Annotated in this window: 26 protein-coding genes; 6 read left to right on the top strand and 20 right to left on the bottom strand. The window is 46.2% G+C overall.

The annotated features are described in order from the left end of the window. Nucleotides 1-2: 2 nt before the first annotated feature. The 6 genes from I2494_RS19795 to prmB all read right to left on the bottom strand — a co-directional run bounded on the left by I2494_RS19795 (nt 3) and on the right by prmB (nt 4,714). The gene (locus I2494_RS19795) at nt 3-275 is read right to left on the bottom strand and encodes a YfcL family protein (protein ID WP_218468685.1); all 273 of its coding nucleotides are present in this window, start codon (nt 273-275) and stop codon (nt 3-5) included. A gap of 82 nt (nt 276-357) precedes the next feature. Then, nucleotides 358-918, bottom strand: coding sequence for an elongation factor P hydroxylase (locus I2494_RS19790; RefSeq protein WP_218468686.1), 561 nt, complete (start codon nt 916-918; stop codon nt 358-360). Between the two features lie 43 nt (nt 919-961). After that, complete coding sequence (locus I2494_RS19785) at nt 962-1,762, bottom strand: sulfite exporter TauE/SafE family protein (protein WP_218468687.1); 801 nt, start codon at nt 1,760-1,762, stop codon at nt 962-964. 3 nt (nt 1,763-1,765) lie between these two features. Then, entirely contained in the window at nt 1,766-2,599 is an 834-nt protein-coding gene (mepA, locus tag I2494_RS19780; RefSeq protein ID WP_218468688.1) for a penicillin-insensitive murein endopeptidase, read from the bottom strand. Nucleotides 2,600-2,610: 11 nt separating this feature from the next. Continuing rightward, nucleotides 2,611-3,696, bottom strand: coding sequence for a chorismate synthase (gene aroC / locus I2494_RS19775; RefSeq protein ID WP_218468689.1), 1,086 nt, complete (start codon nt 3,694-3,696; stop codon nt 2,611-2,613). An 85-nt stretch (nt 3,697-3,781) separates the two neighbouring features. Then, the gene (prmB, locus tag I2494_RS19770; RefSeq protein ID WP_218468690.1) at nt 3,782-4,714 is read right to left on the bottom strand and encodes a 50S ribosomal protein L3 N(5)-glutamine methyltransferase; all 933 of its coding nucleotides are present in this window, start codon (nt 4,712-4,714) and stop codon (nt 3,782-3,784) included. Nucleotides 4,715-4,916: 202 nt separating this feature from the next. Between prmB and smrB the strand changes: the two genes are divergently transcribed. The 5 genes from smrB to I2494_RS19745 all read left to right on the top strand — a co-directional run bounded on the left by smrB (nt 4,917) and on the right by I2494_RS19745 (nt 7,088). Then, on the top strand, nt 4,917-5,468 hold the full coding sequence (gene smrB / locus I2494_RS19765; RefSeq protein WP_218468691.1) for an endonuclease SmrB: 552 nt from the start codon (nt 4,917-4,919) through the stop codon (nt 5,466-5,468). A 74-nt stretch (nt 5,469-5,542) separates the two neighbouring features. Further along, nucleotides 5,543-5,977: a hypothetical protein gene (locus I2494_RS19760; RefSeq protein ID WP_218468692.1), complete on the top strand. Its 435-nt coding sequence runs from the start codon at nt 5,543-5,545 to the stop codon at nt 5,975-5,977. A 38-nt stretch (nt 5,978-6,015) separates the two neighbouring features. Further along, the gene (locus tag I2494_RS19755; RefSeq protein ID WP_218468693.1) at nt 6,016-6,531 is read left to right on the top strand and encodes a hypothetical protein; all 516 of its coding nucleotides are present in this window, start codon (nt 6,016-6,018) and stop codon (nt 6,529-6,531) included. 13 nt (nt 6,532-6,544) lie between these two features. Then, on the top strand, nt 6,545-6,757 hold the full coding sequence (locus I2494_RS19750) for a hypothetical protein (protein ID WP_218468694.1): 213 nt from the start codon (nt 6,545-6,547) through the stop codon (nt 6,755-6,757). A gap of 7 nt (nt 6,758-6,764) precedes the next feature. Beyond that, on the top strand, nt 6,765-7,088 hold the full coding sequence (locus tag I2494_RS19745; protein WP_218468695.1) for a low molecular weight protein tyrosine phosphatase family protein: 324 nt from the start codon (nt 6,765-6,767) through the stop codon (nt 7,086-7,088). A gap of 92 nt (nt 7,089-7,180) precedes the next feature. Here the strand turns inward: I2494_RS19745 and sixA are convergent, their stop codons facing one another. Both sixA and I2494_RS19735 read right to left on the bottom strand, forming a co-directional pair. Then, entirely contained in the window at nt 7,181-7,660 is a 480-nt protein-coding gene (gene sixA, locus I2494_RS19740; protein WP_218468696.1) for a phosphohistidine phosphatase SixA, read from the bottom strand. A gap of 79 nt (nt 7,661-7,739) precedes the next feature. Next, on the bottom strand, nt 7,740-8,033 hold the full coding sequence (locus I2494_RS19735; RefSeq protein WP_218468697.1) for a YfcZ/YiiS family protein: 294 nt from the start codon (nt 8,031-8,033) through the stop codon (nt 7,740-7,742). A gap of 414 nt (nt 8,034-8,447) precedes the next feature. Between I2494_RS19735 and fadL the strand changes: the two genes are divergently transcribed. Further along, nucleotides 8,448-9,743, top strand: coding sequence for a long-chain fatty acid transporter FadL (fadL, locus tag I2494_RS19730; protein WP_218468698.1), 1,296 nt, complete (start codon nt 8,448-8,450; stop codon nt 9,741-9,743). A gap of 57 nt (nt 9,744-9,800) precedes the next feature. On the opposite strand, the gene I2494_RS19725 is transcribed toward fadL, so the two are convergent. From I2494_RS19725 to I2494_RS19670, 12 genes are all read right to left on the bottom strand, one after another. Continuing rightward, nucleotides 9,801-10,148, bottom strand: coding sequence for a hypothetical protein (locus I2494_RS19725; protein ID WP_218468699.1), 348 nt, complete (start codon nt 10,146-10,148; stop codon nt 9,801-9,803). A gap of 111 nt (nt 10,149-10,259) precedes the next feature. Next, nucleotides 10,260-11,015: a phospholipid-binding lipoprotein MlaA gene (gene mlaA / locus I2494_RS19720; RefSeq protein ID WP_218468700.1), complete on the bottom strand. Its 756-nt coding sequence runs from the start codon at nt 11,013-11,015 to the stop codon at nt 10,260-10,262. 37 nt (nt 11,016-11,052) lie between these two features. After that, nucleotides 11,053-12,258, bottom strand: a complete 1,206-nt coding sequence (gene ccmI, locus I2494_RS19715) for a c-type cytochrome biogenesis protein CcmI (protein WP_218468701.1) — start codon at nt 12,256-12,258, stop codon at nt 11,053-11,055. Next, entirely contained in the window at nt 12,255-12,749 is a 495-nt protein-coding gene (locus tag I2494_RS19710; protein WP_267081357.1) for a cytochrome c-type biogenesis protein, read from the bottom strand. The genes ccmI and I2494_RS19710 overlap by 4 nt, the downstream gene beginning before the upstream one ends. Further along, complete coding sequence (locus tag I2494_RS19705) at nt 12,749-13,303, bottom strand: DsbE family thiol:disulfide interchange protein (protein ID WP_140918245.1); 555 nt, start codon at nt 13,301-13,303, stop codon at nt 12,749-12,751. Before I2494_RS19705 ends, I2494_RS19710 begins: the two co-directional genes overlap by 1 nt. Continuing rightward, entirely contained in the window at nt 13,300-15,261 is a 1,962-nt protein-coding gene (locus tag I2494_RS19700; RefSeq protein ID WP_218468702.1) for a heme lyase CcmF/NrfE family subunit, read from the bottom strand. Before I2494_RS19700 ends, I2494_RS19705 begins: the two co-directional genes overlap by 4 nt. Beyond that, nucleotides 15,258-15,755 (bottom strand): cytochrome c maturation protein CcmE, encoded by a 498-nt coding sequence (ccmE, locus tag I2494_RS19695; protein WP_218468703.1) that lies wholly within the window; start codon nt 15,753-15,755, stop codon nt 15,258-15,260. Before ccmE ends, I2494_RS19700 begins: the two co-directional genes overlap by 4 nt. Further along, entirely contained in the window at nt 15,752-15,967 is a 216-nt protein-coding gene (gene ccmD / locus I2494_RS19690; RefSeq protein WP_130591951.1) for a heme exporter protein CcmD, read from the bottom strand. The genes ccmE and ccmD overlap by 4 nt, the downstream gene beginning before the upstream one ends. Further along, nucleotides 15,964-16,701 (bottom strand): heme ABC transporter permease, encoded by a 738-nt coding sequence (locus I2494_RS19685; protein WP_218468704.1) that lies wholly within the window; start codon nt 16,699-16,701, stop codon nt 15,964-15,966. The genes ccmD and I2494_RS19685 overlap by 4 nt, the downstream gene beginning before the upstream one ends. A 60-nt stretch (nt 16,702-16,761) precedes the next feature. Then, on the bottom strand, nt 16,762-17,421 hold the full coding sequence (ccmB, locus tag I2494_RS19680; protein ID WP_130591953.1) for a heme exporter protein CcmB: 660 nt from the start codon (nt 17,419-17,421) through the stop codon (nt 16,762-16,764). Next, the gene (gene ccmA / locus I2494_RS19675; RefSeq protein ID WP_218468708.1) at nt 17,421-18,047 is read right to left on the bottom strand and encodes a cytochrome c biogenesis heme-transporting ATPase CcmA; all 627 of its coding nucleotides are present in this window, start codon (nt 18,045-18,047) and stop codon (nt 17,421-17,423) included. The genes ccmB and ccmA overlap by 1 nt, the downstream gene beginning before the upstream one ends. An 851-nt stretch (nt 18,048-18,898) precedes the next feature. Beyond that, nucleotides 18,899-19,619, bottom strand: a 721-nt coding sequence (locus tag I2494_RS19670) for a tail fiber domain-containing protein (protein ID WP_228351035.1), incomplete at its 5' end; no start/stop codon positions are given.

Here is a 19,619-nt window from a genome sequence, read left to right as displayed (position 1 = left end):
GATTATTCTACTTTCTGCTGCAAACTCTTCCACAGATTAAAAACCAGCACCTGATCCGGAGGCGAAAGTTCACCGGCCTTAATGGCTTTATCCAGACTTTGTTCAATCAGCTGTGCATAATCGCTCAAACTACTGCTGCCCTGCTCTTCTGCCTGAGCCGCTGCCAGCGTAATATGACCACGTAAATAACCACCGGCAAACAGTTCATCATCACTGGCATGTTCTACATTACTGTCGATCAGATCCAATATGCGGTTCTCTAATTCTGCAATCATGCGGTCTCTCTATTTTATTAATAGATTTGGTTAATGGTTAATCGGGCAGTAACAGCCCTTCTGAATTTAAGATCAGAGTAAATTAATTGCACCAACCCGTAGGGTATTCCGGATAAGGAAAATCATCCGCCGTTAATGGCCTGGTCTGGTAGAATTTTTGTAGCGCCTGAATAAAACGGGCTGGTCTCTCTGGTATCCCCTTCTCCAGATAGTCCATTACCTGAGCATGAACCTTACGTTGAAACGCAATACGGTCTGGCTGAAAATCCCCTTCCAGATTATCGCAACTCACGTTAAATGGATAACCCGATGCCACGCAGAAAAACCAGTCAAACGCCTGTGGTTTAATCTCTACCACTTCAAACTCAGACTGTTTATCAGCACTACGCCCATCCGGGCAATACCAGTAACCGTAATCAACCTGTTGACGCCGCTGCTCTCCGGCAATACACCAGTGAGAAATTTCATGAAAAGCGCTGGCGTAAAAACCATGGGCAAAAACCACCTGATGGTAAGGAGTACTATCATCTGCCGGCAGATAGATAGGTTCATCATCACCCTGAACCAATTTAGTCTGGTAATCCTGGCCAAAGGTTTGCTCAAACAGATCGATAAGATCCTGAGGATTATGTTGTCTGGTCAATTAACGTCACTCTGTATTAAGAGGGTGTATCCCTACTTTTTTATTAGAAAAAACCTGCAACCCACTGATGAATCTCAGCGCTGTGGTTGTCGTATATAAGTTTACAACTCATCACGAACGACACGGTAATCAGCATAGGCCGTATCAGTTTTTGCCCTTTGGTCAGTACCATACGAGCACCACTACGGGCACCAATAACCTGACCACATAACATCACCAGGCCAACGCTCCATACCACCTTGCCGCCCAGAATAAAAAACAGCAATGAAGCCAGATTCGAAGTGAAGTTCAACACTTTGGCATGAGCCGTGGATTTGGTCAGATTGAAGCCGCGCAGTGTAACATAGGCTAAGGCAAAGAAAGAACCGGCACCGGGTCCAAAAAACCCATCGTAAAAACCCACGCAAAATCCGGCAACGAAAGCAAAAGGCCAGGTGGTTAAACGTTTCTGCCGATCCGCTTCCCCTACTTTAGGGCTAAAAATGAAGTAGAGCCCAATGGCAATAACCAACAACGGCAGAATAGAACGTAAAATATCTGCGTCAATATGCTGAATAAGAATGGCGCCAAACATGGCGCCAATAAAAGTCAGCAAAATAGTCCATCGCTGGTCTTTTAAATCCACCGCTTTCTGGCGGATAAAATAGAGACTGGCGGAAAACGATCCGCCAATAGACTGTAACTTATTGGTGGCAAGCGCCTGGGCAGGCGGAATACCGACTGACATTAGTGCTGGCAGGCTAATCAGCCCGCCACCACCCGCAATGGAGTCAATAAATCCGGCCAGCATTGCAACAAAAAATAAAATCAGATAAATCTCAACGCCGAGCGGAAGCCACTCCATTTATTATTCTGCCTTAAAATTATTCACTATCAGTGCTTTACATGCTGCCGGCGGTTCCGGAATAACCGGATCTTTAGGTTTAGCGTTTGGTAATTTGGCTGGCGCTTCCAACCAACTGGTCAATTCTGCTCCACAACCATCGCCAGCAGGAATTGCCGCCTGCTCTTCGCAGTCATGGCTATCTGCCGGACAGCGTAAACGCACATGCATATGGGCGCGATGACCAAACCATGGGCGAACTTTACGCAACCAGGTGCGATCGGTTCCGGCAGTTTGACACAGCTTCTGCTTAATTGCCGGATGAACAAAAATACGTGTAACATCGCGATCGCTGGCAGCCAGTTTAATCAGCTCACCAACTTGTGGTTGCCACAGGCTTTCAACGACGCGCTTGCCGTCACCAGAGACTAAATCAATCGCTCTCGGATTTTTTAACTGAGTGGCACTCCAGCGAGAAGTGGGTAACTGTAACCAAATATCTACGTCCAGACCGCTCTGATGACTGGCATGCCCGGTAGCAAAACGTCCACCGGCAGGCATTCCCATATCACCCACCAGCACATTACCTAAACCATTTGCCTGAGTTTCAGTAGTTAAACGATCGATAAATGACAGTAAATCCGGGTGACCAAAATAGCGTAACTGCTGGCTACGCATCACCTGATACCCTTCACCCTGCAGTTCCAGAGGTTGAGCACCAATAATACAACCGTTAGAGAAACCGCCAATCGCCTGAGGCTCACCGGGAACGGGTTCCTTCACTTTCTGCCACGGAGTAGCTGCTGTTACTGAGGCGCTAAATGCCAGCGCTGCCGCGACTAAAAACCATTTTTTCATTACTCATTTCCTTACCAACGTGGAACGTCTGATTTCACGTCATTGCACTGTGCGCGGTTGCGCATCAAGTGATCCATTAAAACAATTGCCATCATCGCTTCCGCGATCGGCACCGCACGAATACCAACACAAGGGTCATGACGACCACGGGTAATCATTTCTACTGCTTCGCCCTGCTTATTGATCGTCCGCCCAGGAATAGTAATGCTGGACGTCGGTTTCAGCGCAATATTAGCAACAATTTGCTGCCCGCTGCTGATACCACCGAGAATGCCGCCAGCGTGGTTACTCAGGAACCCTTCTGGTGTAATCTCATCACGATTTTCACTGCCGCGTTTATTCACTACGGCAAAACCATCACCAATCTCAACGCCTTTGACCGCATTAATACTCATCAATGCATGGGCCAGATCGGCATCCAGACGGTCAAAAACCGGTTCACCTAATCCAACAGGCACCGCGTCTGCCACTACCGTTACTTTGGCACCGATGGAGTCACCCGCCTTTCTTAATTCACGCATCAGTTCATCCAGCGCTTCCAGACGGTTGACATCCGGGCAGAAAAACGGGTTCTGTTCTACCTGATCCCAATCTTTTAGCTCACAGCTAATATCACCCATTTGTGACAGATAACCGCGGATCTGAATACCAAACTGCTGTTGCAGATACTTTTTAGCAATCGCCCCTGCCGCTACCCGCATCGCCGTTTCACGGGCAGAAGAACGACCGCCGCCGCGATAATCACGCAGGCCATACTTTTGCTGGTAAGTGTAATCAGCATGCCCCGGACGAAACAGATCTTTAATTTCACCATAATCTTGTGAGCGCTGATCGGTGTTCTCTATCAACAGACCAATACTGGTGCCGGTAGTAACCCCTTCAAATACGCCGGATAAGATACGAACGCTGTCAGGCTCTCGACGCTGGGTAGTATAGCGGGAAGTCCCCGGACGACGACGATCCAAATCGTGCTGCAAATCAGCTTCAGTCAACGGAATACCAGGAGGTACACCGTCAACAATACATCCTAATGCCACACCGTGTGACTCACCAAAGGTCGTCACACGGAATAATTCTCCAATACTGTTCCCTGCCATCACGGCTCCTTAGCTGTTATTTATCATCAGAGCGTTCAATAGCCCGGTAAAAGTGATTGTCACAACCCATTAGTTGCGATAATTATTAGTCGCGATAAAGGCGAAAATGTTCGCTGCATGCCAGCAGTTGATCCCGCGTCAGCATAAATACGCCGTCACCGCCGAACTCAAACTCCAGCCAGGTAAATGGAATATCCGGATATTCATCCATCAAATGCACCATACTGTTACCCACTTCGCAAATCAGTACGCCATCTTCATTCAGATAATCCGGCGCACGAGCCAGAATACGACGCACCAGTTTCAGACCATCAGTACCTGCTGCCAGCCCCAGTTCCGGTTCATAGCGGAACTCTTTTGGCAGGTCGGACATATCTTCTGCATCCACATAAGGCGGATTAGTAACAATTAAATCATATTTTACCGGCGGCATATCGCGGAACAGATCGGAACGAATTGGCGTAACTCTATGCTCCATACGATGAGCTTCAATATTTTGTTCAGTTACTGCCAGCGCATCAACAGAAATATCAACCGCATCGACTTCAGCCTCAGGGAAAGCATAGGCACAGGCTATTGCGATACAACCGCTGCCGGTACACATATCCAAAATCGTCTGTGGTTCCTGGGTAATCAGTGATTCAAAACGATTGTTAATCAGTTCACCAATTGGCGAACGAGGTACCAACACCCGCTCATCAACAAAGAATTCATGACCGGCAAACCAGGCTTTATTGGTCAAATAGGCCACAGGTAGACGTTCATTAACCCGGCGAATAACGCGCTCAACAATACGCTGGCGCTCACTAAGCGTCAGGCGAGAAAAATACATTTCAGGAGGAATATCCAGCGGCAGGAACAGTGTTGGCAGCACCAGTTGAACAGCTTCATCCCATGGATTATCCGTTCCATGCCCATAATAAATACTTGCCGCATTAAAACGACTGACGGACCAACGCAGCATATCCTGAATGGTATGCATGTCGTTAACCACTTCATCTACAAAAATTTTGTCCAATGAGCCCTCCGGCAAGGAATAGAATTCGCAAATAACCCCCTAGTTTGCCACGAAGCTTGTAACAAATCAGCTGTAATCACGCGTAATTCTGCTATCAATTCAGTATAAATAATCCCACTCATTTTAGATCTGACGTGGACAGAACGCTCGTTCGGGTTACACTAAGCGCTATCTTTTATCACATTTAGTCAATTTTGAACTCTTGAAGAAAAATAAATTTACCTTATCAGATGAAGAACATGCGCTATTTCGGGACTCGGTTCGTGGAATAAAACCCCTGCGCCAGGATAAGGCGCTGCATCGCATTAAGCCTAAAGTTAAGAAGCGGCCGGTAGAACGCCTGCTTCAGGAGCAGATAGATGCCAGTTTCTATTTTTCTGATGAGTTTCAACCTTTGCTGAGTGAAGATAGTCCGATTCGTTATGTGCGACCCGGCGCTAATAGCTATGAGGTAAAAAAACTCCGTCGTGGTGATTACTCACCGGAGCTATTTCTTGACCTGCATGGGTTAACACAAGCCGAGGCAAAACAAGAGTTAGGGGCATTAATCGCCGCCTGCCGTCGGGAGCATGTTCACTGTGCCTGTATTATGCATGGTTATGGCACCTATGTGCTGAAACAGCAGACGCCGCTGTGGCTGGCTCAGCATCCTGATGTGATGGCCTTTCATCAGGCACCTAAAGAGTTCGGTGGTAACGCCTCAATATTGGTATTAATTGCTCAGGAAACTTCGGAAGAACCCTCTCCATTCTGACTTCACGCTATTTTCACATACTCCAGTTAACCTGCCGGAAAGTCTGATGATGCCCACCGCAGGAAATTGCAGATATGAGTAAAATGCATCAAATAAAACGAAATGCTGTCTGGTTTACGCTTTTGGGACCATTAATTGGGTTACTCGTTGCTATCCCTGTTATGCAGATCATTTTGGACTACCCATTTCCCTTGTTTCCCTATTTCGCCAACAGATTATCTTTATTATTAGTCCTTACCTACATCTGGGGGAGTCTACCCGCATTATCCGCCGGTATTATTACCGCCTGTTTCTCCCCTTTTTATCAAAAACTTTCTTTTTTTGCGCTGGTCGGTGCGCTAACTTCCGCACTATTCTCGATAATAATGACTGTTTATTTGTCAGACTTCGATCTTGAAATTGTCGGACTTTCAACTTTCTGCGGCACTGTTTCATCAGTCATCATGTATCAAACCCTGCGATATTTACAGGGCGAACCTCCAGCGCAAAAAACGCATGCTTGTCTCTAAAATAGTTCACTTATCGCCATTACAGGGAGTTGCCACATATGAGTAAAACACATCGAATAATAAATAACGCCGTCTGGTTTACGCTTTTGGGGCCGTTAATTGGGCTGGTTGTTGCTATTCCCACGATATATATCTATACGGATTATCCATCTGGTTTCTTGCGCGATATCGTCCGTGAGCTACCTTTTGTTCTGCTTATTACCTATATCTGGGGAAGTTTACCGGCACTGGCAACTGGAATCATTATGGCCAACTTAACGCCGTTGTATCAAAAGTTTCCTTTTGCCGCGCTGGTTGGTGCAATAACGTCGGGATTACTCCCAACCCTTCTGTTTATTTTTTGGAGACAGTTAGATTTTGAAGTTCTCTGGCTTTCCATTCTCTGTGGAACCCTCTCATCGTTAGCCATGTATCAAGCTGTTCACTACTTACCTGCGCTCTTTTCCCCTTTAGCCACTGGACGGTTATCGGCGACATTCGGTATCATAAAGCAGGACGCTAACCCGTCCCAACCTCTCTGTATTATCGCGGCTGCTGAACCACGATTAATCTGATGAGGCATCAAATATGGATAACATCCGAAATCGGGCCTGGCGGCTCTCACAAAATAAATGTAAAAAACACCAGAGTGGTCGGGCAAAAGACGACTATCGTGGAGAAAAAAACTGGAAAATGCTCTATACCCGTGGAGATAAGCTGGCGAGAGCGGTGCAATTAGGTATTGAGTATCCCAGAATATCCAACAGTCAACGAACGCTAAAAGCCATGGAAGAGGCCTGATTGCCGCATGAATGTGCTGTTTGTTTGTAGTCGTAACCAGTGGCGAAGCCCTACCGCAGAGCAGGTATGGCGTCGCCACCCTGAACTCTCGGTAAAATCGGCCGGAACCAGTCGCAATGCCCGCAAACCATTAACCCCGGCATTATTGCAGTGGGCTGATGTTATTTGCGTTATGGAACAAAAACATAAGAACCGTATTGTGGCGGAATATCAGCGTTTGATAGAGCATAAAACCATTCACGTGTTGGATATTCCCGACGACTATAAGTATATGGATCCGGAGTTAGTGCGTTTGCTGGAAGAAGTAGTAGCGCATCGGCTGGGGCTTTAGATGATTAACTTTTCCGGCCAGCACTCTGTTTATGCAAACATGCCGTGTTCATGGCCGGAATATTTACTAAAATGAAATCTGATAATTCACGATTAACGCAGCAAACCCGGTGTTTGTTGCCAGTCCAGATTGCCTCTGCCCGTTTCAGCATCCAGCGTAATCCCCGCTACAGCAGAAGTACTAAACATGGGTGGGTAGATCCCGCCGCAAAGTTCAGAAACCAGATACCCCACCAGCGGTAAATGAGAAACCACTAATACAGACGCCACACCATCCTGCGCCAGTGTCATCAGATAGTCTGCTGATAACATGGCATCACCACCTGGGGTTAAAGCTGAGAACGTTTCGATGGTAGAAGAAGGTAACAGAGGAAATTCGTTTTTGACTACATCCAGCGTTTGTTGAGCCCGAATGTAAGGGCTGACTAACACCCAGTCAATGTCAGCAATTTTTTGCCGTAACCAGAGCGTCATTTGAGCCGTTTCCTTTCGCCCACGCTCTGTTAAATTGCGAGCCGGATCGCTGTCAGCATGATAACTGGCCTCGCCATGCCGCATAATTAACACCTGCATGTTTTGCTCCGTCCATTTATGGCTAACGCCGGTATTCCGGCGTTAGCATTATTCTAAACTGTATAGAAACTGGTGGCGATTAACGCAGGCCCAGTTGGAAAATCATGGTTTCAGCCTGACATGAGAATGTGAAGTCTATGCTCAATTCAACGCCGTCCGCTACATCAGTTAAACGACTTTCTATCAGACAAGGCTCAGATTCTGTTGCCCGTGCTTTTTCTGTCAGCATCTTCAGCATTAACTCTGCTTCGCCACGATTGGTAAACACGTTTTGATAAGACGCAGTGCAATCCGTGTTGTCCATCACGGTGCCAACGTCAACACAACAACAAGCAGCGGTTTCTTGTGCATTACATTTTAATGAATCAGACATCGTACTCTTCTCCTGTGAATAAAACGGCTGAATGGTCGTTTTATTTTAAAACCTGAATGAGATCTAGCTCAAAATTCAATAATCTTTCCTATACTACTCTTCCTGCCTAATTTACGCATGAACTTTGTTATTATCAGGCTAGTTGTCCGCACAATAATTAATCATTCCACACAAATATTTTCATAACAGCATGATTATTATTATTTTTATGGTTTATGTTCTCAATGTACTTAAAATGTGACCTATTCTGTATGTAAAAAGTATTTACTTTTACACAAAGTATCCAACCGTAATACCCCCTAACCTCAGTCATTCCGCTCAACTGGTCTAATCTGCAGCCAACATCTTACTCCCTACAATGCCGCCTCAATTATTACAATCCGTAATAGTTTTTATCACTTTTGAGATTTTGGTATGCACCACAAAAATATTTTAAGAAAGTCAGCATTGGCAATTGTTATCGCAGCAGTATCTTCCAATCTTTATGCTTCAGGCTTCCAGCTTCAGGAATCATCGGCTTCAGGATTAGGCCGTGCATTCTCCGGTGAAGGTGCGATTGCGGATAATGCTGCATCAGGCAGCCGTAACCCTGCATCAATGACGATGTTTGACCGCCCTACATTTTCTGGTGGCGCCATTTACGTCCAGCCTACAGTAAAAATCAGTGGTACTTCACCATCAGGTGCCGATATGTCGGTCAGCGACATTACGCCAAACGAATGGGTTCCTAACCTTCACTTTATCTACCCAATTAATGATCGTTGGGCTGTTGGTGGTTCTTTAACCAGTAACTTTGGTCTTTCTACCGAATTCGCCGATGATTATGCTGCAGGCCCTTTAGCTGGCAAAACCTCATTAAAAACCGGTAATCTTAATTTTAGTGCCGCTTACCGTATTAATGATTACTTCAGCTTTGGTGCTGGTTTTAATGCTATTTATGCGGAAGCAGAAATCAACCGCTATGCAGGTGAGAACAGCAGCGGTATGCCCCGAGATACCGAAGTGGTTCATATGAAAGGCGATGAATGGGGCTATGGCTGGAACGCCGGTCTGCTATATGAAATCGATAAAGAGAACCGCATCGGCTTGAGCTATCGCTCAAAGGTAGATATCGACTTCAGCGGTGACTACAGCAGTGAACTACCATCCAAATATAATGCCCTACAGGCTGCCACCGGAATGCCATGGGGAACCAATGGTAAAACCACGAGTGGTGATTTAACCCTGTCTCTGCCTGAAGTGTGGGAACTGTCCGGATACCATAAAGTAGCGCCAAAATGGGCGATGCATTATGGCTTGAGCTACACCAGTTGGAGCGAATTTAAAGAACTCAACGCCACCGGCTCAGATGGTCAAACTCTTTTTTATAAGAAAGAAAACTTCCGTGATGCCTATCGTATCGCATTAGGTACCACTTACTATCATGATGAGAGCTGGACATGGCGTGCCGGTATTGCGTTTGATGACAGCGCAGTGCCTGCTGAAACGCGCTCTATCTCTATTCCAGACCAGGACCGCTTATGGTTAAGTCTGGGCTCTACTTATAACTTCACCAAAGATGCTTCCGTTGACCTTGGTGTATCTTATATGCACGGTCAGAAAGTGAAGATTGAAGAGAAACTGAATAACTCAGCCAATAGCCCAACCTACACTTTCCGTTCAGAAGGAAAGGCATGGCTGTACGGTATCAACCTGAACTATACTTTCTGATTCCGTTCTGCCGTTTTATATCTGACGCCACTCCCCAACGAGTGGCGTTTTTTTTACTCAGAAATTGCCGGAGTCAGTGCACATCAACTCATCACTGTCCACCACGCCAAAACAGGTCATTTTGCCAGAGAGTTCAGGAGGTAAACTGTAGGTCGGTTTATCATTTAATGTCACTTTTTTAGTTTCCGGATCCATGTGTATATCAACATAGTTACCATTGCTCCACTCCCATTGACTTAAAAAATAGACTTCTGTTGCTGCACAGGTTGTTATCTTGCAGCTGCTTTGGCTCTTTAATTTCCCGGCTTTGTAATATGAACAATGTGCTTTTTCATCTTCAGCACAGCCTGCTAAGGCTGAACCAGTAAAACATACCCCCAAAATAATCATCACCAAATACTTCATCAATACATCCTTTTTACTCACTAAGTCCCGGATAACATCCTATAAAAAAACCTCCGATAACAGTCGCTGTCAGTCGGAGGCCTCTGGTTTTTCAATCAATAGCGTTATTAATTAATCGATATCATCCAGTTGATCTTTCAATGCATCTGCATTTGGATTCTTCTCTGCATCAACCTTCCCGTCGTTTGCCAGGAAGTCATGACGTTGGAAGTAAGCTTCACGAACAAAGATATACGGATCTGGTGAGTTAGCCAGCATCTGATCCTGATCGAGGAATTGAGCTCGGGTTTCGATACCTTCAACCGTCCATTTACCCACTGAACCCCAGAAAGTTATCCAACTCAGAACCGGATAAACGTAATCTACATAGCCACCGCCTTCATCACGAAGCGTCGCTGAACCATAAGCAGGTAATACCGCATAAGGACCGTAAGGAACATTATAGTGCCCCAGTACCTGACCGAACTCTTTGTTATAGCCCTTTTTCAGCTTGTCATTCGACATACCGGCAACATCAATAAAACCGCCCATACCTAACAGGGTATTGACGAAAAAGCGGTTAAAATGGCGGAAACCGTCATAAACGTTACCCTGCAGGAAGTTGTTCACCATACTGGCTGGCTCCCCCAGATTACTGGTGAAGTTACTTAAACCATTACGTGCAGGTTGTGGCATATAATCACGCCATACTACCGCTACAGGACGGACAACATACGGATCCATGTATTTGTAGTTAAAGTTGAACATGGAGCGGTTAAAACCTTCCAGCGGATCCTGACGAGTTCCATCTTCGTTCATGCTTCCGCTGTTAGCACAACCGGTTAGCATCACTCCGGCCAGTGCCATACTGATAAGACGGCGCTTCATTGTTTTCTCCCTAATATGCAGGCTTACAGCACAGCACTTACTGTTTAATCTGCTTAATTGTCACGTCGACAGTTTCTTTACCGCTGAATGAGCGAACATCACTTTCACCAACCAAACGTTGGGTATCAGCCTGATCGTTGCTGGTAATGGTAGCCTTCACTTTCACCTGCTTAAGGCTGGAAAGTAAACGTGCTGGCATCATCGAATTACTGTCATCTAATGCCAATTCTAACGGAAATTTATCTAACGGCAATTGTTTAACTGCTACCGGTATCGGAGACTCACCATCCAACACCGCTATCATCACCTTTCCCTGCGCAGGCAAATGTGATGCCATCTCTGGCGATAGTGCCAGTTTAACCGCTAATCGATAACCGTTAGATGTTACCTGAGCCTTAGCATAAGCAAGGCTACTTCTGATAACATCAAGACCTTTGGCGTCAGCTGGCAACAGGGTTAACACTTTCTCCCAGGCCATAATCGCTTCATTGAAGTTACCCTGACCAAAAGCATTCATCGCTAACGCCGACAGAGCATCGGTATTATCAGGTTCAGTTTTTAGGATATTTTTCAGTATATCGCTGGCCTGTTGAATATCATTCGGGTTATTAGAACGGGTCAGTAATTTAGCGTAGATAATCTGAATATAGCTATCTTTTGGCGACAGTTGCCAGGCTTTTTCGTAAGCCTGCAATGCCATTTCGCCATCACCCAGTTTTAAACCGGCCAGCCCCAACATCGTCCAGTCCCGAACGTTATCAGGATCGGAGAGCAGTTCAGTACGCAAACCCAGTCCAAAGCGAGCGATATCTTCCGTCGCCACCAACTGGCCACTATCTGCTTTCTGACGCAGCTCTGGCAACATTTTAACAATTTGCTGCCACTGCATCACTTGAGCTAAACCACCGGTATGAAAATAGAGCCCCAACGATACGACAACCAGCAGTAATACGCCCGGTATTAACGCCATCTTGCCCAGTGGAGCCTGTTTTGTAGCCCGCTCACTTTCAGGAATATCTTCCAACAGGTTATGCTGTAATTCGGCGATCATCGTGTCACGTTCGCCAATGACACCCTGCTCTTCGTCCGCACTCAATTCTGTCAGACGCTGCTGGTAATATGCTTTATTAATTGCATCACGATCGGTGTCAGCATTCGGGTCAGGTTTACCCAGCGTCGGCATGATCAGTAATGCCGCAGCAATAACCAGTAATACAATAATTGTTAGCCAAAATGCGATCATGATTTCTTCCTGCCTTTAGCGCCCGTTTTATCGCTGAGTAGTTGCTGTAATCGTGCTTTTTCTTGCTCAGATAAGCTCTCAGACTCCGCCCCTGAAGCACTGACTTTACGGCGGCGAGAAAGCATCACAATCGCGGTAGCGCCAATTACCACACACAACACGGGAACTAACCACAAGAATATGGTAGCTGGCGTAAGCGGTGGCTCATAAGTGACAAAATTACCGTAACGATCGACCATATAATTGATAATATCCTGCCGCGATTGCCCTTGCTCCATCAGCTCATACACTTTCTCCCGCATGTCTGTTGCAATAGGCGCATTAGAATCAGCAATACTGTTATTTTGGCACTTAGGACAGCGTAACTGCCCTGTCAGCTCACGGAACTGTTGCTCCTCTTCCACCGACTTAAAGTTATAAGTATCAATGGTCGCGTGGGCCACAAAGGTCATCATCAGGCCGAACAGAATAAATGAAATACGTTTTAACATTATGAACCGCTCCCCTGATATTTAATCCAAAGGGGTTTAATTTCCTCTTCCCATATACGGTCATTAAGATCGCCGGCATGGCGATAGCGCACGATGCCATCACCATCAATCAGGAAAGTTTCCGGGGCACCATAAACACCGAGATCCAGTCCCAGCATGCCATTATTGTCATATAAACTTAACGCATAAGGATTGCCCAAATCGTTCAGCCATTTAATGGCTTTATTACGCTCATCTTTATAATTCAGGCCGACTACGCGGATCCCTTGTGCCGACAGCTTATTTAAAAACTGGTGTTCGGCATAACAGGTTGGGCACCATGTTGCCCAAACGTTTAGCAACATGGGTTTTCCATCATGCAATGCAGCCTGATCGTAAACCTTTCCGGGAATATCCAGCGACTCCAGTTTAAATTTTGGTACCGGTTTACCAATCAACGCGGATTCAAGGGAAGTTGGATCGTCGCCCTGTGCATTACGCTGTAGCTGAACCATAAACGCGACAACCAGCCCCAGAAAGACAATTAATGGAATAAACAGTAGCTTCTTATTCATGCTGTCTCCTCACGGGCTAAGGACTTTTTAATCCGGTAGCGCGGATCCAGAATACACAACAGACCACCAAATGCCATAAACAAACCGCCGAACCAAATCCAGCGAATAAACGGTTTGTAATAAATTCTGACTGCCCAGGCTCCGTCATTAAGCTGCTCACCCAATGCGGCATACAAGTCGCGCGTGATACCACCATCAATAGCCGCTTCAGTCATCATGCTGCCAGCCACTTTGTAGTAACGTTTCTCGGCGTGCAGAGTCGCTTCTGGCTTACCTTTACGCGTAATTTCCAGCTCTCCGGCGCCGCCGGTATAGTTTGGCCCGGAAATTTCGCGAACATCGCGGAAAGTGAATTTATAATCATGAATCATGATGCTATCGCCATCTTTCATGCGGACATCACGTTCTACGCTATAGTTTTGACTAAAGGCAATACCAAATACCGTAACGGCCATGCCCAAGTGGGCAATCACCATTCCCCAATGACTGCGGGAAAGTTGGGTCAATCCTTTAAAGAAGCCATGACGATGAGTAGCACGTTCATGCAGTTCCATCACCGTCAGTACTACCACCCAAATGGACATCATCAGGCCCAATACTGTCATGGCAATAATCTGATCCTGCAACAGCCATGGTAAAGCAACGGAAGCCGCCAGCGTAATAATCAGGGCAACAATCAGGCGTTTTAGCAGCTTCGAGGGCTCATCACGGCGCCAGCGAACTAACGGTGCGACACCCAATAGCAGGGAGAATGGCACCATCAGCCAGATAAACATCGAGTCAAAGAATGGCGCACCAACAGAGATTGAGCCTAATCCCAACTGTTTATGCACCAGCGGTAACAATGTGCCAAGAAGAACCACCAGCATTGCTGCCATCAGCAATATATTGTTACCCAGCAAGAAAGATTCCCGGGAGAAGAACTCATGACGAGCCTTGGTCTTACTGACTCGCGCACCATTTACCGCATACAGCAGCAAAGACCCACCAATCACCACCACCAGAAACGCCAGAATGAACATACCGCGCGCCGGATCCGAGGCGAAGGAGTGAACAGAAACCAGAATACCCGAACGCACCAGGAAAGTGCCTAACAGACACAGAGAGAACGAAACAATCGCCAGCAATACCGTCCAGGCTTTAAATGTGCCTCGTTTTTCCGTTACCGCCAGGGAGTGCATTAATGCGGTACCGGTAATCCACGGCATCAACGAGGCGTTTTCTACCGGATCCCAGAACCACCATCCGCCCCAGCCTAACTCGTAGTAAGCCCAGTAAGAACCGAGAGCGATACCCAGCGTCAGGAAAATCCATGCGGCAGTAGTCCATGGGCGAGACCAGCGAGCCCAGGCAGTGTCTAAACGTCCTACCATTAGGGAAGAGATGGCAAACGCAAAGGCCACCGAGAAACCAACATATCCCATATAGAGTAACGGTGGATGGAAAATCAGACCCACGTCCTGCAACAGCGGATTCAGGTCACGCCCATCAATAGGGAACATCGGTAAAGTACGGGTAAACGGGTTAGAGGTCAGAATAACAAACAGCAGAAAACCAACGTTAATCATTCCTAAAACCGACAACACCCTGGCTACCGCATCCAATGGCATTTTGCTACTGAACAGAGCAACAGCGCCGGTCCACAGTGAAAGCAAAACGATCCATAACAACAGTGAACCTTCATGAGCCCCCCAAACCGCCGCCATACGGAAATATACCGGAAGCTGACTGTTAGAGTTTGTGGCGACATAAATAACGCTGAAGTCATTAATAATAAAAGCATACACCAGGCAGCCAAAAGCCAGCATGGTGGTCGCCAGTAATCCATAGGTTAATGGCCGCGATACGGCCATCATTCGAGCATCTTGTTTATAAGCACCCAATAGCGGATAGATGCTTAACAGTAGTGCTAATGCCGTTGCCAGCGCCAGCGCAAAATTTCCAATCTCAGGTATCATTTAGCATTCCCCTGAGCCGCTGGTTTATCTTTATAGTCGGCCTCAGGGCGGTGATGATTCTCTTTCATCGCCTCTTCCACTTCTGGCGGCATGTAATTCTCATCATGCTTGGCTAATACTTCTTTAGCATTAATCACATTGTTCTCTTCAAATACACCCTGAGCAACCACGCTTTGTTCTTCACGGAACAGGTCTGGCAGAATACCTTCATAGTGAACGTCGATTGCAGCACGGGCATCATAGACTTTAAAGCTGACTTTCAGGGATTCAGGGTCGCGTTTTACCGATCCTGTCATCACCATGCCGCCAATACGTAACCGCTGCCCCGGTTCAGGTTTAATTTTATCTTCACCTTTACCGTAGACGATTTCACCCGGGGTGTAAAACAGGTCGATATTAGAACGCAGGGCATACAACACCAATGATATTGTTACCGCCATCCCAACCAATACGGCAATTGCCAGATACATTCGGTTCTTACGACGCGGATTCATAGGCTTGCCTCCTGCTTATTTTTTGCATTTTCGATGCGGGCTTCACGAGATTTACGACGTTGAATTTCCGTGAGTAATTGTTTCCGCTGCCACCGGGTATGCCAAACCAGAGCCAGTAGTGGGATCACCGTAGCCGCCACGGCCAGCCAGACAAAAAAGCCATAACCGCCCATTGCAAAAAATTCCTGCCATGAAGAAAATGCCGGTGTCATTTGCCTGCCCCCTTACTAACCAGTGACTCGACCCAGGGTTTCTGGCGGTCATGAATAAGAATCAAATTACGTAACCGCATCAGGGTTAAAGTAATAAAGAAGAAGAGATAACCAAAAATAGAGAGTCTCAGCGGTGTTCTCATACTCGGATCAACGGTTTGCTGCATATTGGTTGACCCCTGATGTAGAGTATTCCACCACTCCACCGAGAAATGAATAATGGGTAAATTCACTACCCCAACCAGCACCAGAATGCCTGCGGCTCTTCCGGCCAGACGTCTGTCATCAAAAGCGTTATAGAGAGCAATAGCCCCCAGATACAGAAACAACAGAACCAATTCAGACGTCAGGCGAGCATCCCATACCCACCATGTTCCCCACATTGGTTTTCCCCATGCGGAGCCAGTGGCTAATGCGATAAAGGTAAATATAGCGCCCACCGGCGCCATTGCTGAGGCCACCATATCCGCCGATTTCATTTGCCATATCAGGCCAATAAACGCCGCGATAGCCATGGAACCGTATATCCCCATCGACCAGATAGCGGCCGGCACATGGATATAGATAATTCGGAAGCTGTCACCCTGCTGATAGTCGGATGGAGCAAAACCAAATCCCCATATCCAGCCAGCAGACAAACTAATGATACCGGCTATTGCCAGCCAGGGAATAAACTTACCGCAGAGACGATATAGCGTCTCTGGTTTCGCGAGGGAATGTAGCCACTTCCACATAGTCGTTTATGCTCACACTTGGTTGTAATTAAAATAATCAGTTAATAACTATTATGTTTGTTATTGCACACTTACCCGTAAAGCAGCTGAAGCGGCAAAAGGTGCTAGCGTCGCGGTTCCTGCTAAAATAGCGCCTAAAATGGCCAGATAACCATTAATCGGCAGCGACATCGATGCGGCATCAATCGCCGAAGTCGCAAAAATCAATACCGGAATATATAACGGCAGTATCAGTAAACTCAGTAAAACCCCGCCTTTACGCAGGCCAACAGTTAACGATACACCAATTGCCCCAATAAAGCTTAGGGTTGGTGTTCCTAACAATAGGGTCAGCACCACCGCTTTCCATGTTGCATAATCAAACGACAATAGCAGCGCCATCAATGGTGATAAAATCAACAAGGGTAAACCAGTTAACAGCCAGTGAGCGCATACTTTTGCCAGAATAGTCAGCGGCAGAGGCACCGGCAACAACATAAGCTGCTCCAGTGAACCATCCAGAAAATCGTCTCTCAGTAGTCGTTCCAGCGAGAGTAACGAAGCCAGTAGCGCCGCAACCCAAACCACTCCCGGAGCAATACGGGATAATAGCTGCGGCTCAGGCCCAATACTTAATGGAAACAGCGTTACCACAATCAGGAAGAACCACAGCGGGTTAATAATTTCAGAGCCTCTGCGAAAGGCAATTTTCAGCTCACGGTGCAAAATCGAAATAAACATCAGCGCCACACCCCACCATCAAGCTTAATTTTACGAATCTGACAGCGGGTACTCATCATGTCCTGATGGGTCGTTAATATCACAATACCGCCCTTTTCTGCATGTTGTTCAAACAGACGGGTTAAATGCTCTACACCCTGTTTATCAATGGCGGTGAGTGGTTCATCCAGAATCCACAGCGGGGCATCACTCAACCACAAACGCGCCAGCGCTACCCGACGATGCTGACCCGCAGAAAGTTGCGCAACCGGTACATCTTCATATCCCACCAGACCAACTTGTGATAGGGCGCTCCAGATGGCATCGGGATCTTTTTTACCGGAGGATTTCTGAAAGAATGAAAGATTTTCAAACGGCGTTAATACCGCCTTAACGCCGGCCTGATGACCGATATAAAGAAGAGAGTGATTATAACGATCGCGATTACGACGTGTTGATTCCCCCTGCCAGAGAATATCACCGCCATCACTGCTGGCTAATCCGGCAAGAATGCGTAACAGGCTGGTTTTCCCTGCACCGTTAGGCCCTTCAATCTGGACCAGCTCTCCGGGATGAATAGCAAAACTCAGCCCGGTAAACAGAGCTCTTTCATCACGGATACAATTCAGTCCTTGCGCTTCCAGCATCGTATTACACATAACTCTCAATTGGTAAAAATTGGCTTTATCATATCACAGCCTTTTAGCGGCTCGTAGCTTCACACCGAGCGGTTAGGTACCTAATTGTGGGTAAAATACGGTCTCAGATCAAACACTGAATGGGAAACTCAGAAGAATGTGAACTACATCTAAAAACCACCAATCACAGAAATAGGAGAATAAAATGCTAAATAGTAATTTTAGTCTGATTTAAACCAAAACTGGAGCAACCTGTCACTAATTAACCAAACGCACTTAACAGTGCTGAATCTCTGAATAAAAATAGGTATACTGCTGCCCTTGCATAAGTCCCCGTAGTTAAATGGATACATATTAAAATTAAATCAAACCATTGATTTATTAATACAAATTCCAAAAAATTAAAAATAAAAAGTACACCAATATGTACACATCGAATTAATCTTTATATTGCCTACCATTAAGCACTGTGTTTATATACAGCAATCAATAATTCTTGAATTGGTGCCCGCTATGTCAAACGAAAAGAAAGATCAGGGTTTTAATTTCATACCCAAGCTGATCGACACAAAAATAGCAATAAACATATCCCCCTCGCCTGGGCTCGTTATTATGAAGCTGCAATTTGCGCTCACAGAATATGACAAAGAGAACGGGAAAGTAGTCGAAACAGCCCAAGAGCCACAACAAACTTACATGGGGTGTCAGGGGTCGGAGGTTCAAATCCTCTCGTGCCGACCAAATTACCACATAAAAACCAGTCAGTTATAGCTGGTTTTTATCTCTTCCTATTTACCCTCATGGCGAAACTATGGCGTAACAATGGTGAAACTATTCGCTAGTTTGTCAGTGTTCTATCCCTATTCCTTTCCGGAAAGACTTAATAACCGTTCAACTTCTTCAAGGCGTTTAAGTAAATCCGCTTCAATGCGGATCCGGTTTTTCATCGCTTCAATCATCGGTGCTTGTAGGGCGCTATAATCAACAGCAAGAGAACCATCAGGTAATACTGTGACGGCTACAGGAAATTTTTCCATTACTTCTTGGGCAATTACACCAGCAGATTTGCGATCATTAAAATTTAATGTAAACGTTTTTCCAGACCACGATGACACAATATCATCAGAATTCTCTATCACTTCTATATCAGATTTTTTGGTCTCATCAGATGTTTGAACTACTGAAGTACAATATACAGATCCTGGAATAGAAAAATCTCCTACCCCAGAAAATTGAAAATTTGAATCATTAACATGCAACATAACAAGGCCGACATTGTTACTCGGCATATAAAGATCTAACCCTGCTATCCATGCTCTTCCCGGCTGAACTGCTTTCCATACGCTATAAGCGGCATTCATCGCATCATTACATTGAATCTGTAACGCAGTCCCACGCGCAGCCCATCCATTAAACCCCCCACCAGATGGAGAGACTACAATAGCAGGAGTACTCGGTCCCATAGCTTCTGAAGCGGTACTACTCCAAACCATACCTTCGCCATTTGCGCCAAAGAAATCCCAGCCCCACTGCGCGGTACCGTTATTTTTATAAACTCTACCATTCTTTAGGAAAACAGAA

The sequence above is a fragment of the Limnobaculum allomyrinae genome, assembly GCF_016649425.1.
Taxonomy (GTDB): domain Bacteria; phylum Pseudomonadota; class Gammaproteobacteria; order Enterobacterales; family Enterobacteriaceae; genus Limnobaculum; species Limnobaculum allomyrinae.
Note: the sequence above shows the minus strand (reverse complement) of the source record. Positions and strands in the feature narration are given on the sequence as shown.

Excerpts from the sequence above, each read along its gene's own strand:
- I2494_RS19795 (WP_218468685.1), bottom strand. The coding sequence starts at position 275 with ATGATTGCAGAATTAGAGAACCGCATATTGGATCTGATCGACAGTAAT.
- I2494_RS19785 (WP_218468687.1), bottom strand. The coding sequence starts at position 1,762 with ATGGAGTGGCTTCCGCTCGGCGTTGAGATTTATCTGATTTTATTTTTT.
- mepA (WP_218468688.1), bottom strand. The coding sequence starts at position 2,599 with ATGAAAAAATGGTTTTTAGTCGCGGCAGCGCTGGCATTTAGCGCCTCA.
- aroC (WP_218468689.1), bottom strand. The coding sequence starts at position 3,696 with ATGGCAGGGAACAGTATTGGAGAATTATTCCGTGTGACGACCTTTGGT.
- I2494_RS19760 (WP_218468692.1), top strand. The coding sequence starts at position 5,543 with ATGAGTAAAATGCATCAAATAAAACGAAATGCTGTCTGGTTTACGCTT.
- I2494_RS19755 (WP_218468693.1), top strand. The coding sequence starts at position 6,016 with ATGAGTAAAACACATCGAATAATAAATAACGCCGTCTGGTTTACGCTT.
- I2494_RS19750 (WP_218468694.1), top strand. The coding sequence starts at position 6,545 with ATGGATAACATCCGAAATCGGGCCTGGCGGCTCTCACAAAATAAATGT.
- I2494_RS19745 (WP_218468695.1), top strand. The coding sequence starts at position 6,765 with ATGAATGTGCTGTTTGTTTGTAGTCGTAACCAGTGGCGAAGCCCTACC.
- sixA (WP_218468696.1), bottom strand. The coding sequence starts at position 7,660 with ATGCAGGTGTTAATTATGCGGCATGGCGAGGCCAGTTATCATGCTGAC.
- I2494_RS19735 (WP_218468697.1), bottom strand. The coding sequence starts at position 8,033 with ATGTCTGATTCATTAAAATGTAATGCACAAGAAACCGCTGCTTGTTGT.
- fadL (WP_218468698.1), top strand. The coding sequence starts at position 8,448 with ATGCACCACAAAAATATTTTAAGAAAGTCAGCATTGGCAATTGTTATC.
- I2494_RS19725 (WP_218468699.1), bottom strand. The coding sequence starts at position 10,148 with ATGAAGTATTTGGTGATGATTATTTTGGGGGTATGTTTTACTGGTTCA.
- mlaA (WP_218468700.1), bottom strand. The coding sequence starts at position 11,015 with ATGAAGCGCCGTCTTATCAGTATGGCACTGGCCGGAGTGATGCTAACC.
- ccmI (WP_218468701.1), bottom strand. The coding sequence starts at position 12,258 with ATGATCGCATTTTGGCTAACAATTATTGTATTACTGGTTATTGCTGCG.
- I2494_RS19710 (WP_267081357.1), bottom strand. The coding sequence starts at position 12,749 with ATGTTAAAACGTATTTCATTTATTCTGTTCGGCCTGATGATGACCTTT.
- I2494_RS19705 (WP_140918245.1), bottom strand. The coding sequence starts at position 13,303 with ATGAATAAGAAGCTACTGTTTATTCCATTAATTGTCTTTCTGGGGCTG.
- I2494_RS19700 (WP_218468702.1), bottom strand. The coding sequence starts at position 15,261 with ATGATACCTGAGATTGGAAATTTTGCGCTGGCGCTGGCAACGGCATTA.
- ccmE (WP_218468703.1), bottom strand. The coding sequence starts at position 15,755 with ATGAATCCGCGTCGTAAGAACCGAATGTATCTGGCAATTGCCGTATTG.
- ccmD (WP_130591951.1), bottom strand. The coding sequence starts at position 15,967 with ATGACACCGGCATTTTCTTCATGGCAGGAATTTTTTGCAATGGGCGGT.
- I2494_RS19685 (WP_218468704.1), bottom strand. The coding sequence starts at position 16,701 with ATGTGGAAGTGGCTACATTCCCTCGCGAAACCAGAGACGCTATATCGT.
- ccmB (WP_130591953.1), bottom strand. The coding sequence starts at position 17,421 with ATGTTTATTTCGATTTTGCACCGTGAGCTGAAAATTGCCTTTCGCAGA.
- ccmA (WP_218468708.1), bottom strand. The coding sequence starts at position 18,047 with ATGCTGGAAGCGCAAGGACTGAATTGTATCCGTGATGAAAGAGCTCTG.